Origin of the sequence: Bradyrhizobium sp. CCBAU 45394, assembly GCF_028128655.1 — a bacterium.
Classification (GTDB): domain Bacteria; phylum Pseudomonadota; class Alphaproteobacteria; order Rhizobiales; family Xanthobacteraceae; genus Bradyrhizobium; species Bradyrhizobium diazoefficiens.
On the sequence record NZ_LBIX01000159.1, the window covers coordinates 31,137 to 47,256 of the forward strand.

Annotated in this window: 21 protein-coding genes; 20 read left to right on the forward strand and 1 reads right to left on the reverse strand. The window is 58.4% G+C overall.

Annotation, left to right across the window (positions count from 1 at the left end; translation table 11 throughout):
* The first annotated feature begins 9 nt into the window (after positions 1 to 9).
* The 6 genes from nifN to WN73_RS18725 all read left to right on the forward strand — a co-directional run bounded on the left by nifN (position 10) and on the right by WN73_RS18725 (position 4,552).
* Positions 10 to 1,419 (forward strand): nitrogenase iron-molybdenum cofactor biosynthesis protein NifN, encoded by a 1,410-nt coding sequence (gene nifN, locus WN73_RS18700; protein WP_271554215.1) that lies wholly within the window; start codon positions 10 to 12, stop codon positions 1,417 to 1,419.
* The gene (gene nifX, locus WN73_RS18705; protein ID WP_097669291.1) at positions 1,416 to 1,811 is read left to right on the forward strand and encodes a nitrogen fixation protein NifX; all 396 of its coding nucleotides are present in this window, start codon (positions 1,416 to 1,418) and stop codon (positions 1,809 to 1,811) included. The genes nifN and nifX overlap by 4 nt, the downstream gene beginning before the upstream one ends.
* A 6-nt stretch (positions 1,812 to 1,817) precedes the next feature.
* On the forward strand, positions 1,818 to 2,282 hold the full coding sequence (locus WN73_RS18710) for a NifX-associated nitrogen fixation protein (protein ID WP_097669290.1): 465 nt from the start codon (positions 1,818 to 1,820) through the stop codon (positions 2,280 to 2,282).
* A gap of 8 nt (positions 2,283 to 2,290) precedes the next feature.
* A complete protein-coding gene (locus tag WN73_RS18715; protein ID WP_097669289.1) occupies positions 2,291 to 2,491 on the forward strand; it encodes a CCE_0567 family metalloprotein in 201 nt (66 codons plus the stop codon).
* A gap of 15 nt (positions 2,492 to 2,506) precedes the next feature.
* Entirely contained in the window at positions 2,507 to 2,806 is a 300-nt protein-coding gene (gene fdxB / locus WN73_RS18720) for a ferredoxin III, nif-specific (protein ID WP_097669288.1), read from the forward strand.
* Positions 2,807 to 4,156: 1,350 nt separating this feature from the next.
* Complete coding sequence (locus WN73_RS18725; RefSeq protein ID WP_271554221.1) at positions 4,157 to 4,552, forward strand: Rieske (2Fe-2S) protein; 396 nt, start codon at positions 4,157 to 4,159, stop codon at positions 4,550 to 4,552.
* A 9-nt stretch (positions 4,553 to 4,561) separates the two neighbouring features.
* Here the strand turns inward: WN73_RS18725 and WN73_RS18730 are convergent, their stop codons facing one another.
* Positions 4,562 to 5,152, reverse strand: coding sequence for a hypothetical protein (locus WN73_RS18730; protein ID WP_097669286.1), 591 nt, complete (start codon positions 5,150 to 5,152; stop codon positions 4,562 to 4,564).
* Positions 5,153 to 5,425: 273 nt separating this feature from the next.
* Here WN73_RS18730 and WN73_RS18735 point away from each other — a divergent pair, with 273 nt between their 5' ends.
* From WN73_RS18735 to WN73_RS18805, 14 genes are all read left to right on the forward strand, one after another.
* Positions 5,426 to 5,746 carry a HesB/IscA family protein gene (locus WN73_RS18735; protein WP_097669285.1) on the forward strand — a complete coding sequence of 107 codons (321 nt, stop codon included), beginning with the start codon at positions 5,426 to 5,428 and terminating at the stop codon, positions 5,744 to 5,746.
* Positions 5,747 to 5,786: 40 nt separating this feature from the next.
* On the forward strand, positions 5,787 to 6,053 hold the full coding sequence (locus WN73_RS18740) for a NifU family protein (RefSeq protein ID WP_097669284.1): 267 nt from the start codon (positions 5,787 to 5,789) through the stop codon (positions 6,051 to 6,053).
* Positions 6,050 to 7,231, forward strand: coding sequence for a cysteine desulfurase NifS (nifS, locus tag WN73_RS18745; RefSeq protein WP_097669283.1), 1,182 nt, complete (start codon positions 6,050 to 6,052; stop codon positions 7,229 to 7,231). The genes WN73_RS18740 and nifS overlap by 4 nt, the downstream gene beginning before the upstream one ends.
* Positions 7,228 to 7,452, forward strand: coding sequence for a putative nitrogen fixation protein NifT (gene nifT, locus WN73_RS18750; RefSeq protein WP_097669282.1), 225 nt, complete (start codon positions 7,228 to 7,230; stop codon positions 7,450 to 7,452). The genes nifS and nifT overlap by 4 nt, the downstream gene beginning before the upstream one ends.
* Positions 7,449 to 8,312, forward strand: a complete 864-nt coding sequence (locus WN73_RS18755; RefSeq protein WP_271554226.1) for an SIR2 family NAD-dependent protein deacylase — start codon at positions 7,449 to 7,451, stop codon at positions 8,310 to 8,312. The genes nifT and WN73_RS18755 overlap by 4 nt, the downstream gene beginning before the upstream one ends.
* A gap of 326 nt (positions 8,313 to 8,638) precedes the next feature.
* A complete protein-coding gene (nifB, locus tag WN73_RS18760; RefSeq protein ID WP_271554227.1) occupies positions 8,639 to 10,198 on the forward strand; it encodes a nitrogenase cofactor biosynthesis protein NifB in 1,560 nt (519 codons plus the stop codon).
* A 10-nt stretch (positions 10,199 to 10,208) separates the two neighbouring features.
* Positions 10,209 to 10,433, forward strand: a complete 225-nt coding sequence (locus WN73_RS18765) for a 4Fe-4S binding protein (RefSeq protein ID WP_271554228.1) — start codon at positions 10,209 to 10,211, stop codon at positions 10,431 to 10,433.
* Positions 10,434 to 10,790: 357 nt separating this feature from the next.
* Complete coding sequence (locus WN73_RS18770; RefSeq protein ID WP_097669310.1) at positions 10,791 to 11,105, forward strand: nitrogen fixation protein NifZ; 315 nt, start codon at positions 10,791 to 10,793, stop codon at positions 11,103 to 11,105.
* Entirely contained in the window at positions 11,102 to 11,341 is a 240-nt protein-coding gene (locus tag WN73_RS18775) for a nitrogen fixation protein NifZ (RefSeq protein WP_271554230.1), read from the forward strand. The genes WN73_RS18770 and WN73_RS18775 overlap by 4 nt, the downstream gene beginning before the upstream one ends.
* Before the next feature lie 15 nt (positions 11,342 to 11,356).
* Positions 11,357 to 11,716 (forward strand): DUF3024 domain-containing protein, encoded by a 360-nt coding sequence (locus WN73_RS18780; RefSeq protein WP_097669278.1) that lies wholly within the window; start codon positions 11,357 to 11,359, stop codon positions 11,714 to 11,716.
* A gap of 34 nt (positions 11,717 to 11,750) precedes the next feature.
* Complete coding sequence (locus WN73_RS18785) at positions 11,751 to 12,020, forward strand: hypothetical protein (RefSeq protein ID WP_271554231.1); 270 nt, start codon at positions 11,751 to 11,753, stop codon at positions 12,018 to 12,020.
* A 41-nt stretch (positions 12,021 to 12,061) separates the two neighbouring features.
* Positions 12,062 to 13,216, forward strand: a complete 1,155-nt coding sequence (locus WN73_RS18790; protein WP_271554272.1) for a DegT/DnrJ/EryC1/StrS family aminotransferase — start codon at positions 12,062 to 12,064, stop codon at positions 13,214 to 13,216.
* 612 nt (positions 13,217 to 13,828) lie between these two features.
* A complete protein-coding gene (locus WN73_RS18800; RefSeq protein ID WP_271554233.1) occupies positions 13,829 to 14,047 on the forward strand; it encodes a hypothetical protein in 219 nt (72 codons plus the stop codon).
* 1,335 nt (positions 14,048 to 15,382) lie between these two features.
* Positions 15,383 to 15,730, forward strand: a complete 348-nt coding sequence (locus tag WN73_RS18805) for a (2Fe-2S) ferredoxin domain-containing protein (RefSeq protein WP_271554234.1) — start codon at positions 15,383 to 15,385, stop codon at positions 15,728 to 15,730.
* Positions 15,731 to 16,120: the final 390 nt, after the last annotated feature.

A 16,120-nucleotide genomic window follows, 5' to 3' on the forward strand; every position in this document is an offset into this window, starting at 1 on the left:
GGAGGCGTCATGGCCATCGTCACGGCGCCGACAAAAGCCTGCGCTGTCAACCCGCTGAAGATGAGTCAGCCGATCGGCGGCGCATTCGCCTTCATGGGGCTGCGCGGGGCCATGCCGCTCCTGCACGGTTCCCAGGGGTGCACATCCTTCGGGCTCACGCTCTTTGTCCGGCATTTCAAAGAGGCAGTACCGCTGCAGACCACCGCGATGAGTGAGGTCGCGACCGTACTCGGCGGCTATGAGAATCTCGAGCAGGCGATACTGAACATCTACAACCGTGCCAAGCCAAAGATCATCGGAATCTGCTCGACCGGTGTCACTGAGACCAACGGCGACGATGTGGATGCCTACCTCAAGCTAATCCGGAGCAAGCATCCGCAACTCGCAAAGTTGCCACTGGTGTATGTCTCGACGCCTGATTTCAAGGGCGCGTTCCAGGACGGCTGGGAGAGAGCTGTGGCGCGCATTGTGGAGGTGCTGGTGGAAGGGCCCAACACCAATGGCCTGCGGGATCAATCGAAGGTGAATGTTCTGCCGGGATGTCACCTCACGCCCGGCGACCTTGATGAACTCCGTGTCATACTGGAGGATTTCGGGTTGTGCCCATCCTTCCTCCCTGACCTGGCGGGATCGCTCGATGGGCATATCCCCGATGAGTTTACGCCAACGACCATCGGCGGCATCGGCGTCGACGAAATTGCGAGCATGGGCCGCGCCGGATGGACGATTGCAATCGGCGCGCAGATGCAGCGAGCGGCAGAGGTCATGCAGGTCAAGACCGGCGTTCCTTTTCGTGTCTTCGAGCGGCTGTGTGGTCTCTGTCCGAACGACGAATTTATGATGTTCTTGAGCGAGATCAGCGGCCGCCCCATACCATTGAAATATCGGCGCCAGCGCGGTCAGCTCGCCGATGCAATGCTGGACGCGCACTTCCATATTGGCGGTCGCAAACTTGCAATCGGCGCTGAGCCAGACCTCCTGTTTGATCTGTCCGGCATGCTGCACGACATGGGCGCGCAGGTGACCGCGGCCGTGACGACCACTCAGTCGGAGGTGATCGAGCGGATCAAGACCAAGGAGGTACTCATTGGCGATCTGGAGGATCTGGAAGGGCTTGCTGAAACAAGGCATTGCGACCTGCTGATCACGCATTCGCATGGCAGGCAAGCGGCGGCTCGGCTGAAAGTCCCGTTCTATCGTACCGGTTTTCCGATGTTCGATCGACTTGGCGCGGGCCACCAACTATCCGTGGGCTATCGTGGTACCCGCAATCTGATCTTCGATATCGCCAATCTCGTGATTGCGCACCGCGAGGAGAACGATCGGCCTACGCCCGATAGATGGCGGACTGCGCCCGGATCGCCACGATGCTCGGGGTATCGCAGCTCCACCGGCGCAGCTGAGAGGTCGACTGCATGAAGGTCGCGTTTGCCACTCAAGACCTGAGACGCGTCGATGCCCATTTTGGTTGGGCAAAGAATATCGCAATCTACGATGTCACGCCTGGCGGGCACGTGTTTCTCAAAGCGATTGAGTTTGAGGGCGATCTTAAGGAAGACGGCAACGACGACAAGTTGGCGCCGAAGATCGAGGCGATCAAGGATTGCGCAATCCTTTACGTCGCCGCCATTGGCGGTGCCGGGGCTGCGCGAGTGGTGGCCAACAAGATCCATCCTATCAAGGTGAATAAGCCAGAAAGCATTCTGGTGTTGCTCGAAAAACTCGAGCGCGTACTGAAGGGCACGCCACCTCCCTGGCTGCGCAAGGCCATGGCAAAGGACCGACGGCGTACGTTCGAGTTCGACGAATGAGGTGATATGACCACAAAAATAGAGCAGCAGGGCAGTGCCGTGGACGCGCCGTTCCTCATGGAGTTGATCAAGATTTGGCGCGCTCAGGATACCAACGGAGCCTGGGAGGCGAAGAGCGATCTCGACCTGCTCGAACCCTATATTCTGGACAAGGAGAAGCGGCGCGCATTGCCGATTATCGGTGATCCTGATCCCGATACACTGTGGCGGCTTGAGCTATTCTTCGATGCGGTCGCGCTCTCGATCGAGAGGGTGACCGGCGTGATGATCCAGCCGATTCTGAAGCTGCATCGTGAAGGCTTCGGCCGCGTGGTGCTGATCGGAGGCCGGCTGATCGCCGTAAACAAGCAGCTGCGCGATGTGCATCGCTTCGGCTTCGATAATTTCGTAAAGCTCGCGCAGGAGGGCGACAAATATGTCAGCGACGGAATCGACCTGATTCGGAAATTTCCGGACGTGGCGAACTATTGAGGACACTCATGGGCGATCGTGAAACACTGAAGACAGAACTAAAGAAGCTGTCTGCCAAGGCGATACAAGCCAAGATGGATCTGCACGACCTTTCGGAAGAATTGCCAGTCAACTGGACCTCGATCATGGTGGTGGCGCAGAAGGCGCACAATGCCTATGCCGAACTTGAGCGCAAGACCCTTGATTTGAAAGCGCTGGAAGATACTTAAAAGGGGGCCCGACCCATGTCATTTGCAACGCGCGATGGACGCGACTGGACGCCAGAATATCTGATCTCGATCAATAGCAAGAAGTGCATCGGCTGTGGCCGCTGTTTCAAGGTGTGCGGTCGAGATGTCATGACCTTGAAAGGAACGAACGAGGAGGGGGAACTTGTCGACCTCGACAATGACGAGGACGATGAAATCGAAAAGAAGATCATGGTTCTGAACGATTCGGGCGCTTGCATCGGCTGCGGTGCATGTGCCAGGGTTTGTCCGGCCAACTGCCAGACCCACATTTCAGCCGCAGCGGAAGCTGCGTGAGCGAAGGCGGCGCTCTCTCTCTCTCTCTCGCAGCAGCAGGCGAGATATAGGAAGACTCGTTGGTGATCGGGTAAACCCGCAACGGAGACTCGGGCGGCGGGCTCGAATGGCCCCGATCTTTCACTGAACAGCAAGACGGAACGATCTGCTTAGTCCCGAGGCAAGCCATACCGACTGAGTGGCGCTAATCGCTCTCCTATCGCAGGGTCCACGTTATCGCGAAAGCGCCCTGGCCTTTACGCTGGGCGGGTGATCAAACTGCCTTCGTGGTCTTCATAGATTGCGAATTGCTGGTTTCCGAAGTAGGGGACGTTCCTGCGGAGCCAATGGTGCCTATCTTATCCTGTGGCCTGCCCGGTTGCGGGATGGGCAGGAGCGTAAATCGGCCGCGGTGCGCCGGGCGTGGACATTGTCTGCCCGATCATTGCCGATCGCGCTGAAGTGCATGTGATGGCGGCACCTGTGTCCTCCGCAATTCTCCACTGGGGACCGGATGGCGCTGCCGGAATTGGATGGACGGTGCAATTGCGTATGCGAGTTTGTGGACGCCTCGAGCACGCGGCAAAAGCACCGAGCGGAAGTTCTGCTCCACAAGCGCTGGCCAAGCTAATGAATCGGGAGAAGGCGGAGATAGCCTGCGCTTTGCGGAAACAGTTGCAGGCATGGAGCCAGGTGAGTCGTCATCCGAAACAACGGCGCCATGCTCTCTGGTTTCCGTGGCAGCGGGTCGACAGGCCTACGAAGTATCTTTCGAAAGCTGAAGGCAGTGCTATCGATACTGAGGGAAGCTGCGAGACGGATTCCTCGGACGATAACCCTTCATTATTACTTGGAGCGCGCTCTTATGGGGCTCAGCGTGGAGCACAGTGGCTGCAGCAGCAGCACCGGGCCTGAAATGACGGACATTTCGCCGTTCCACGCGCGGGCGCAACGGTCTTAGCCTAAAGGAGGCACACGCTCGCCGCGTGCGCCCCTCACTGGCTGGAAGCGAGCGTTCAACCTTTCTGCGAAGGCACTTGGGATGCCGCGGTGGGATACCCCATCCGAGGGCATCGTAACCGGGCCTTCCACAGCGTCGCGATCAACGAGCAGCAACGACCAGCCACCGCGTTTAGCTGAGAAAGGTTGGAGCGCGAAAGCTGCAGCTGCGCAGCCAGCATGGAAAGGGCAACAAGGCTCAATGCTCGTGCGAATTGGTCTGAATTATGCGCCCGGGCCAATGAGGTGTGCGGCAATGGCGAAGCTTGCGTTGGATTGTCAGAAACGCGAGCCGTTCCGGCACTTGTACGGTTCTTGCAGGATTGTTTGCACAGCGACAGTGAAGAACGTCTTGCAATAAACGAGCGATGAATGCAGCCAGATGCCATCTATGCGATTTGCGGCTTTAACCACATTCCGAGCCGCCAGGCCATGGGATTTCATCTTATTGTCGTCGATGATGACGGCACTCACCGGCCGTGGTCCATCATTGTGGTGCGCTGGGGCAAAAAGGTGCTTGGCTATGTCAATAAATGCCCGCACAACAGGGTCAATTTGGACTGGGAGCGGAACGAATTCCTCGATCCATTCGGTATCCGGCTGATGTGCGGCAAGCACGGTTCGACCTTCGAACTCGGCACCGGGCGGTGCGTCGAAGGTCCATGTCAAGGTAGAGCGCTCACACCGATCGCGTTGGCAGTTCTGGATGGTGATATCTGTGTCCTCGGCGTGCGTCTTGTCGAAGACGATGCATCGCCCAACAACTGAAGACCGCGCTCAGACCGGCCGGTTCTCGTTGCGGTTTTTCACGGGCTCTATCCTCTTTAGCCCGTCGTCGTACGAGATCTCCTCATAGGACAGATCGAGATCCCTTGCGGCATCGAGGAGGCAATCAAGCTTGCCGCCCGGATCGAGCTTCTTGATGTCGTCCTTGTTGAGCCCGACCAGATCCATCATCTCCTTCCAAACGGTGGATTCATCGCACGGTAGGACGAGGAAATTGATATCACCGAGCTTGATTTGGTATTTCGCTAGCAAATCTATGTTGTTGCAGAACATGAAGTAGCTGCCGTTTGGGCTTAAGGCACCGTCAAGGACGGTCGCGACGTCAGCAAGATACGCGAAGGAGTGCAGGTAGCCGGCCAGCACCGGAATAGTCCATTCTCCGTCCTGCGCGATTGTCAACACCTGCTCGATCGAATAGTCCGGCGGCCGTTTCTCGTCCGCGACTTGAGTCTGGAATTTTAGTGCGACGTCGCCGCGAAAGCCGAACCGGCCCGGCTTGGTCGTCCCGCCTTTGAGTACGGCATTGAGCAGGCGGCCCTCCTTCTCAAGTCTGCCGAGTGCGGTGTTCTCGATTGCAGTCATTAAAGTCGTCCTCGATCTAAGCTCTTCACCGACGCCTTGGCCGGTGCCTGATGCGATGCAAATTGCTTGCCGTCGCATGTGTAGCGGCCTTCGGCGTAGCTTAGAAAGAAAACGCGTCAGTGGGCTGCGATCGCCGAAAGTAACCTCGTCAGGAACCCGACACCGGTTCCAAAGCCAACAGGCGCGATCCGAAAAAGTGAGCAGCATCAAGCGTCTGCACGCTGGCACGTGACTTGCCCTTGGCAGCTAAATCCAAGCTGATGAGGATAAGCCGTGATCAATCTGACGGATAGCGCAGTGAATGCAATCAAGAGCGCGATTTCATCGTCGACCCACCCGACCGGCGGTCTGCGCGTTATGATCGAACCAGGCGGCTGCAATGGATTCAAATACAAGATGGATCTGGCCGAGGAACCGAAGCCTGACGACACCGTGATCGAACGCGACGGGCTGAAGGTGTTCGTCGATAACAAGAGCCGCGAGCATCTGGTCGGCACGACCATCGATTTCGTGATGGCACTGGAGAGCTCTGGCTTTACCTTTCATAACCCGAACGCCACCGCGAACTGCTCCTGCGGAAAATCGTTCAGCTGATGAAAAAATCGTTCAGCTGATGAGGAGGAGACATCGAAGCATGCAGGCCGAAGAACAACTGAGGCAATTATCGTGCACTGCGACAGACCGAGCGCGTCGTATTCGCGGCGCTCTCGAAGAGATCCGACCCAATCTGCCACGCGACGGTGGCGACTGTCAGAGGATCGGCATCGATGGCAGGATTATGGTCAGGCTAACCGGTGCCTGTATGTTCTCTAAGCTTTCGAGCGTGACGCTGGAAGGCATTCAGGCGCGGCTGGTCGATAAACTAATCCCCGTTGCTGCTGCAGCCGAGGCAGTGGATTGAGCGAAAATCGAGTGCCGATTTACCTCGATAACAATGCAACGACGCGGACCGATCCATCCGTCGTGCAAGCCATGTTGCCGTTCTTCACCGAGCAATTCGGCAATGCCTCGTCCACGCACGCCTTTGGCAGCGAGGTCGCAGTCGCTCTGAGGCAGGCCCGGCGTAGCTTGCGGGGCCTGCTAGGGAACGCATGCGATCATGAAATCGTTTTCACCTCGGGAGGGACCGAGGCCAATAATGCCGCGGTCCTCTCTGCGCTTGCGACGCAGGAGGACCGCGACGAGATCGTCACGACCTCGGTAGAGCACTCCGCCGTTCTTGCGCTAACCGAGCAATTGGCGACCAAAGGAGTCAAGACGCACATCGTACCCGTAGATTCCCGCGGCCGGCTCGACATCGAGGCGTTTCGCTGCGCGCTCGGGCCACGCACAGCGATTGCTTCGGTTATGTGGGCCAACAACGAGACCGGAACGATGTTTCCTGTGGAGTTTCTGGCCGGGTTGACCCGTGAGGCGGGCGCGCTGTTTCACACCGATGCGGTCCAGGCCATCGGTAAGGTGCGCGTCAACCTAAAGGACAGTGCGATCGACATGCTGTCGCTATCCGCCCACAAACTGCACGGTCCCAAGGGGATCGGCGCGCTATATTTGTGCAAAGGGACAAAATTCCGGCCGCTGATCTGCGGCGGATCACAAGAACGAGGGCGCCGCGGCGGGACTGAGAATATTCCCGGCATCGTCGGCCTGGGAAAGGCTGCCGAGCTTGCGGCGGAGCGGCTCGAACCGGAGCGCCTTCGCATTGGCGCGTTGCGCGACCGCCTCGAGCAGGGAATTTTGCACAATGGCGAGTGCGTTTCGCTCGGCGATATCAGCAATCGGTTAGCGAACACGGCCAACATTGCCTTCGACCATCTCGAAGGCGAAGCCATCGCCCACCATCTCAATCGGGCGGGCATCGCCGTGTCGCTCGGATCAGCCTGCAACTCCGGCTCAATGCAGCCATCGCATGTTCTGCGTGCCATGCAGGTGCCGGCGTGGCGGATGCGCGGCGCGGTACGCTTTTCTCTGTCGCGTGAAACCTCCCTCGCGGAGGTCGATGAGGTCGTGTGCGCAGTTTCCGACATCGTGGCTCGCCTGCGCGCCACCTCCTGCGTCACAGTCGGGGAGTTGACCTCGTGAAAATCATGATCCGCCGGTCTCCGGACGCGGGCCTGTCGATCTACGTGCCAAAAAAGGATCTCGAAGAGCCAATCGTGGAATCCGAGTACGAGACGCTATGGGGCGGCTGGATCAAAGTAGCCAATGGCTGGGTGCTCGATTTGCCCGAGATGGCGAGCGACACACGGTTACCGATCACAATCAACGCTAAAAAACGAGGCGAGAAAGGGGACGATCCGTGAAGGCGCCCCCGCAGATCGACTTTGTCCATGCGGCCGATGCAAAGGCCACTCTCGTGGACATCGCTGCCGGCCTGAGGGCCGCCAGCATTATTCCCTATCTCGGTCCTGGCCTCGCCGAACTGTGCAGATCCGATGTGCCGACCACACCAGAGGCATTGGCCGGCTTCTTCGCCAGCAAGGTTCCGCTGCCGCGGCGGGCTAGGGGCAATGCGTGGGCGTCGGCGCAGCATATCGAGATCAGCAAACATCGGTCCGCCGTGACCGCATTGATGACACAGGCTTTCGCTCGGCCAGTCGAGCCGACGCGGTTGCACCATCATCTTGCGTCCCTGTCGCTGCCCGTCATAGTAGACGCGTGGTATGATGACGCCATGCGCGCGGCGCTGGGTAAGCGCGATGGATGGGGCGAAGTGCAGGGTATCACCCGCGCAGGTATTGGCGAGAATCGCTGGTATCGCTTTTACGATCCGGTTGGCCAAGAGGTCGACAGTGTCGTGGCCGGCAGCTGGGCGACGGTGCTGTACAAGCCGCATGGCAGCGTGCAGCCGGCCAACAATTTCCTTGTCTCCGACGCTGATTATGTCGAGGCGTTGACCGAAATCGACATTCAGACGCCAATTCCGGACATCATCAAGGAAAGGCGAACCGGACAGACCTTTCTCTTCATCGGCTGTCGCTTCAACGACCAGCTGTTGCGTAGCTATGCGCGGCAGATCATCAAGCGCTCGGCCGACACCCACTATGCGATCGTTGATCCGGACGCGCTCTCTCGCAATGAGCTCCGCTTTCTACTCGAGCAAGGCCTGACGCCGCTTGCGATTGGGCTCCCTCGCGCGGTTGAGATACTGCTGACCCATTAGTGGCCTTCTGAAGCCCGCATCCCCCAGCTCGTATCGGCATAGCGAGAAAATCCGTTCAGATGGAGTCGGGTTCCGGCGAGCTTGGCGCGAGAATGAATGCGCAAGTCATGGAGCTCTGCGTGAGAATGACGACGTACCTGTCGCATCGTCAACACGCGCATCATTACTGTTCTTACATGCGCCAGCGCCGATCGTTTCCGCTAACTCGTTGGCGTATGGCTGCAATTTCATCGTCTCCGCCATGGCATGCAAGTTGCTACTCAGCTGCTTGAGGCTCGCTCACGGATGGTCCTGGGAGGCCGATGATGCCTGCAGGGAAAATGAAAATGAACGCGGTCGTCGGACGCGGAAAATATGTCAAAGCTGCAGTGGATAACGGCAAGATGATGCAGCCCGCCGCCGAGCATAAGGGCTGCTGCGCTTCGGCCACGACCGGGCAGGCGAGCTGCGGCTCGCGGGCCGGCCAAGCCGATCTGCCGACCGAAATCTGGGAAAAGGTCAAGAACCATCCCTGTTACAGCGAAGAAGCGCATCATCATTACGCCCGCATGCATGTCGCGGTCGCGCCAGCCTGCAACATCCAGTGCAATTACTGCAACCGAAAATACGACTGCGCCAATGAATCGCGTCCGGGTGTGGTGAGCGAGAAGCTTACCCCTGAGCAGGCGGCAAGAAAAGTGCTCGCGGTCGCGACCACCATTCCGCAGATGACGGTGCTTGGCATCGCTGGTCCCGGCGATCCCTTGGCCAATCCAGCAAAGACGTTCAAAACGTTCGAGCTGGTCGCCAAGGTGGCTCCCGACATCAAGCTATGTCTGTCAACCAATGGACTGGCTCTGCCGGACTATATTGATACCATCGCCAGGTCCAAAATTGAGCACGTCACCATCACCATCAACATGGTCGATCCCGAAATCGGCGCCAAGATCTATCCGTGGATCTTCTTCAACCACAAGCGCTACACCGGCATCGACGCGGCAAGGATACTCACCGATCGCCAGCTGCAAGGCCTCGAGATGCTTAGCGAACGAGGTATCCTGTGCAAGGTCAACTCGGTGATGATCCCAAACATCAACGACGACCACCTGGTCGAGGTCAACAAGGCGGTGAAGTCGCGCGGTGCCTTCCTTCATAATATCATGCCGCTGATCTCCGCGCCCGAGCACGGCACAGTATTTGGCCTCAACGGTCAGCGCGGACCGACGGCGCAGGAATTGAAGACGCTGCAAGATGCTTGTGAAGGGGAGATAAACATGATGCGGCATTGCCGCCAGTGCCGCGCCGATGCGGTCGGTCTACTCGGGGAGGATCGCAGCGCAGAGTTCACCACCGATCAGGTCATGAAAATGGACGTCCAATATGACTTAGAGATGCGCAAGGCTTATCAGGACAGGGTAGAGGATGAGCGTGCCGCCAAAGTCGCGGCCGGCCAAAGGGAGCTTGCGGAATTGGCCGGAGAGATGAGCGCGATCACTCTTCTGGTGGCCGTCGCAACCAAGGGCTCGGGGTTGATCAACGAACACTTTGGGCATGCAAAGGAATTTCAGGTGTACGAACTTTCTACAACCGGCGCCAAATTCGTCGGCCACCGGCGCGTGGACGTTTACTGCCAGGGCGGTTATGGCGAGGAGGACAGGCTTTCCGCCATTATGCGTGGCATCCATGACTGCCATGCGGTCTTCGTGGCCAAGATCGGCGGCTGCCCGAAAAGCAATCTGATCAAGGCGGGGATCGAGCCGGTCGATCGATTCGCCCATGAGTTCATTGATAAGTCGGCGATCGCCTGGTTCAGATCCTATCTGGACCAGGTGAAACGCGGGGAGATTCAGCACGCGCCGCGCGGCGACGCCGCGATCCGGCAAGGAGCTCTGATCTCTGCGGCGTAAGGGGGAATATGTGCCATTCAAGATCATCGCCTCGCAGTGTACGAGCTGCTCAGCCTGCGAACCCTTATGCCCGAACGTTGCCATCTCGGAGAAGGGGGGGGACTTTGTGATTGAAGCGGCGAAATGCACCGAATGTGTTGGCTATTTCGACGAGCCGCAATGTGTCGCCGCCTGTCCGGTCGACAATACCTGCGTGGTTGATACGTCCTTACCTCGCTACCAAGCGCCAGCCTAAAGCGTGAGCCCCCATGAACGGCATGCCAAGAGCTGGTGCTGAAAACGTCGCACGCTTCGTGCTGCGCGTTGGGGGCGTCGCAGGCGCCGACGTTCGGTCCCCTTCACGGACGACGACTGCTCTGGATTGCCTTGCGATAGTGCTGTTGCTGGTCGGCCGCACGGCCCTGGAGCATTTCATTCTGCGCGGCGGTCTAAAGGCGCTTCTCGATGGCGAGAGCGGCCTCCCAGGCAGCGCTGCGATCGTCGATATGACTGACGATGCCGCGCGAGCACGAAGTGATGCAGGATCTCGCCTGCGGTGGGCCACGCGGCGTCCCTGCATCTCTACGAGGAAGCGATGCATGAGGAGCGGTACATGAACAGCATTGTTCGCGACAGCGACGTCGTCGAGCTCAGCGACCCGCCTGTCTTCAGCTTTGGCCAAAAGCTGCGAGCCAATCGCACCATCCGCAATGATGGCACCTATCGCGGCAAGGAGATTGGCGACGTCTTAGTCAAGAAGGGAGAGGTGGGTTACGTCGTCTCGATCGGCACGTTCCTGCAGCAATTCTACATCTATGGCGTCGAGTTTCTGGAAAGCGGTTACCGCGTTGGCATGAAGCGCAAGGAACTAGAGCCGGTGGACGCCTGCGAGGAGATCGATGATCTGCCATTGCCGGAGGAGTCATGACTGAGCCCGGCTTTCCGAAGTATCGGCGGGGCCAGCGGGTCAAAACCGTAGTCGACCTCGTCAACGACCGCTCATTTCCCAATACGGAGCCCGAGGGAGTCTTGCTCGCCGCCGGAGCGACCGGCGAGATCATCAACGTCGCTATCCATACCGACGCGAACGTGCCGATCTATATTGTCGATTCTGGTGAGCAGCTGCTCATCGGCTGTCTTGAAGAAGAAATCACAGTGCTTTGAAGGGAGGCTTTCGCTATGAATGCCGCGCTGATGAGGAAGGTAAACGCCGGGCTGGTGCCTCACCCCAACGAGCTCGATCGCAAACGGATCGAGCGCGGCTTGAGCTCGCGCAAGCGTTATCTCTACGTCTCGCCGAACGTGACGCAGGTGAGGGGCGGCTACCTCGTCGAGAGCCCCTGTTGCTCGCACAACATCGACAAGGATGGCGCTCTCATCGATGTCGCGCTGATTCTTTATGATCCCGTGAGCGGGATCTGGAAGCTGTTTTGCAAGAATCACGCGCGAGGAATCTGGGAGTTTTACAGCCTTTACCATCGCTTGACTTCTGCAATCGACGACTTGAACGCGGATCCGGAGCGTCTGTTCTGGCAATGACGAACCACCTTCGACGAGTCATAGAGGAGCCACGATGGCGCTCACCGAGGAGGAATTGATCGAAATCGAGCGGCTGCTTGCAGCCGATGGCACCGAGATGGGTCCGTTTGTCGAGCTGCGGCGCCGCTTTCCGCAGCTTGCTTGGGTGCGCTGTGATGCGTCGGATGTAGCGGATCAGCCGTTCCGGCAGTTTCCTCGTTTCGACCTTCATCTCCTCGATGGATCGGATCACTGCGTGCAGATTACGGCCGATCCGATGCGAGCCACCGGCATCGTACTGGCCAAAAGGAATGTTGGGCGGTGAGCACTGAACTAGAAGAGTATCGGCTGGATGGCGCGCACACTGTGGAGAGAAATGAATTTTTCGTTCCACTGTCCGATTCTGATATCACCTTCGCCGAGCTCTCTGCTGTGAAAACGCTGCTGTGTTCGCCGCAAATCTCCAACGGGCAGATCACTGAGGCGCTTGAGCACGCTTTCGCAGCCTATCTTGGCCGCAAATATGCTGTTGCGGTCTCGAGTGGTACCATCGGGCTCCTGCTTGCGCTGAAGGCGCTTGGCATCGGCCCGGGGCAGGAAGTTATCGCCTCGCCCTACTCCTTTCGTGAGACCGCGCATGCAATCAATCTCGCAGGCGCACGAGCGGTATTTGCCGATATCGACTATTGGTCCGGAGCATTGATCCCAGCGAAGGCCGAAGAGCGCATCACGGCCAACACGCGGGCGATCGTCGCCGGCAATCCCAGCGGTCATCCCGCGCCATGGTCGGAACTGCGCGCGGTCACGCAGCGCCATCAGCTGCTGCTTTTGGAGGATTCCACTGAGGCGATCGGATCGAGCTACAAGGCTGAGCTCGTCGGCCGGTTTGGCGACCTCGCGGTGTTCGACTTTGCCCAGCCGGCGGCCCCAACCTGTGGCGAAGGCGCAGTGGTGGTGACCGATGATATCGACATCGCGGTCGGCTTGCGTCGCCATCGCGTCCATCGTCTGGACGAGCGCTCCTCCGTTGTTGTCGGGAGCACGGCACCTTACCAGGCCGGCATGAGCGATCTCGCGGCTGCCTTGGGCCTGGCGCAGCTGAAGCGTCTCGATGAAATCCTGGAGCGGCGTCGGTTGGTCGAGCAGCTTTACAACGTACATATGCAATCATTTGAGGGCATCAAGCCGCCTTATGTTGGCCTCCATGTGACCGAGGTGAGCTGGTTGCTTTATCTCGTTCATCTGGGGACACGCTCCACGCGATCGGGGCGCGCCGCCATTATCGATGATCTACGCGACGCACAGGTTGAATCCGCCGCCTATAGCCAACCGCTGCATTTGCAACGGCACTACTTTGACTTCGGCTATCGGCGTGGCGATTTCCTGGTTACGGAAAAAATGGCCGATCGCGCTCTGGCGCTTCCGTTTCACACCCATTTCGCGAACAAGCAGATCGAGTTTATCGTCGAGACCATGAAAGATGCGTCGATCAACGTGGGTGCGGGTGCAGCGATCTACTGAGATGATCGTCATCCACGACACGGAAGCACGAGGATTGAATGGCGATGATCGTAGTTTTTGTCATCGGGAGAGATGGGCAAGAGGATCGAGGATACGTCGTTTGTGGCAGCGTTGTCGGGCGCAGCTCGTGATCCACACAAATGCGGGAGCGCGCCGGATGCCGCTCGAGGAATGTACTCGTCTGGGAAGGCCGCAAGAGAAATGCTCCAAGCGAACGCGAAGAAGACCTGCTCGATAGTAGCAAAGGCGCCGCGTCCAAGGCGCGGCTTGAGCCCCACGCGCCAAGGTGCCAGAAACCAAGCCCATCACAGTCGACAGTCTCGGTTTCCGCTGGGAATCGTCAAAGTTACCAAAACAGGGGATCGGTATGAACTCGCAACAAGTCATAATCCACGTCCGTTTCGGTCCGAACGGGAGGGTGATCCAAATCAGCGAGCGTCCGGCGAAGCTCACGCCGAACCAATGGTTTGATGTCCTCAACGCCCGTGCCAGCTCGGCTTATCGGCCGCTCGCTCGTGGCCGTGGGATTTTTCGGCTGAGCCGGACTGCGATCGATGCTTTCAAGCAGGAAACTGCGGGGCCGGGATGAGCGAACGGATAATCCGCAACCTGATGAGCGATCAGATCGAGGTTTTCGCCGTCTGTCCGGCCGATGCCATCGAGCGGAGTGGCGCCATGGGCTTTAGCCTGTCGCAGATCGATGATAGTGGCGAGAGCCGGCCGTTTCCAATTATTGTGGTGCGCACCTTCGGCAACGACTATTTTAGTTACGTCAACCGTTGTCCGCATGAGAGCGTCTCAAGCTGCCTGGGGCGCTTTGCCGTCGGATGAGGCCGTCGTACTCGTGAGCGTTAGCGCGGATGCGTGTCACGGCTTTTGACTTGTGAGACAAAACAGGCAGCCCGCCGGATTGCGGCCTTGCACCCTGCGACCTCCGCCGCACCAAGAAGCTGCTCTTGCGCTAGCTCGCCAAAATCGAGCCGGCTGGCAGGAGATGCTTCCTGCTGCCGGCGGTATGTTCGAGCGGGAAATGCCCCCGACGGCTGGAAGTTCGCCGAGGGCATCGTCTGGGGGGACCCAGACTGACAGGACCGTTTAGGCAGGAGGAATGACGATCCTGTGTCAGAAGTCTTTGGCGGCCGGCGCAGCTGGCGTTATTGCCTGCGTTGCAACTGCAATGCCAAACCTCAGCTCGTGCGACGTCCTTAGCGAATGGCGCCACCATCGTCAGCTAGGGACCAGTTAGGAGCAGATGCATTAATGAGCACGTGCTCGTTGTTCCGCATTTGCCGCTGCAAGCGCGTCTTGACATGTATCGTCCGAAGCGTGGGCCCAATCTGGGACCGCTGGGTTGCCGGTTTGCCGTTGCTGCCAATCGGGATTGCGGCCGGCTTGGTCTGCAGTCCCAAAAGGTGGCTCGGCGATCATCCCTGCCTCGTTGGGGCCTTCGCGACAGCCGCTGTCTATTGAGGCAAACGATAGATCGGCAGCAGCGGAACGCAGCGTCCAGCTTCAGGGCGAAAAAGATGCTGTGGGCTCGCGCCGGACGGTGCGGCTAGCCGACCACCCCATGGCAGAACGGAGCGCTCGATCCACCGCGCGATCGTCGAGGATCAAGGCTCCTCGATAGGCGGCACGAAGATCATGAAGATCGCTGCTCATTCCAAGATATGATAGCGCAAGAGCTGGGAAAAATAACCGAGAGTCTAGCTCATTCTGCGTACAAGCTGCCGAAGGTTGAAGCGGGAGGTCAAACGCTATGCGAGGTTTGTCGTGTCCGAAACAGAAGCGAACGACATTGTCGCAACCTCGGCAATAATTGTGAGTCGCGCCAGGCAGAGCAAGGGATCATTTCAGAAACGAACGTTACGCGTCTGGTGTGCAACTTGCTTTTGAGAAGTTGGATGGTGAGCAAGTGATGCGTATCGCGATGATGAAGGTTGGAATTGATCAAGGAGGCTGCTTCGGACGCGAAGATATCTATCGCTGATCTTCAGCGACCACAGTAACTATGGCGCCCGCTCATTTCGCCTGCGTTCGCAAGCGCGAGTGGGAATCAGTAGCATTAATCGGTCGATGCGGCATTCAATCATAATAGATTGTGGGGGCGATGTGATCACACCTTGTCTCCTTTCAGATGAAGCCGATTGATCACAGGGTAGGCGCATGAACTCAGAAACCGAATTCGAACTTCCTCAACTTTATAGGCATCATGTCTTTGCTTGCCACACGCAGCGTCCGCCAACTCATCCGCACGGCAGTTGTGGCGCCTCCGGCGCGCAAACCCTGTGGGATCGAATGGACAAGGCGATCGAAGCGCAAGGCCTCAACGATGTTGGCTTCACGATGGCAGGCTGCCTTGGCTTTTGTAACTGTGGTCCCTTGATGGTCGTCTATCCCGACGGAGTCTGGTATCGCGCGACCACGCCTGAGGACGTTGACGAAATCGTAAACTCCCACCTCAAGCAGGGCAAACGTGTCGACCGCCTTGTGATGGTGCTAAAGCGAAGCTAGAGGCTTCGCTTAGCGGCCATTTGCCCGGGCTAGTAAGCATGGACGGCTTGTCCATCCATGAGCTGGCCGCTCGGAGCTCGGATCGCCTGAGGTTGAGCGGGGGCGTCACGCTCCCGGTCTGCCTTGGCGCGGCGTGCCGCCTTTGTTCTCCGGCCCAATAAGCAAATGGCGCCTTTGCAATGCGCGACGAAAGAAGAATATGATCATATGCTGGGTCGATCTGTTTGTGTACCGTCACTCCATGCCGCGCGATCCGTAGCTCACAGCGAGAGCAATGCTGCGAATGGCTCCCCGCGTCTCGCGAGATGACGCGTCGTTGGCTCGTCATCTCACTCCCCGCTTGCACTGCGGTGAGGTTAGGGGACGCGCTCGATAAGCTCGCCGCGTCCG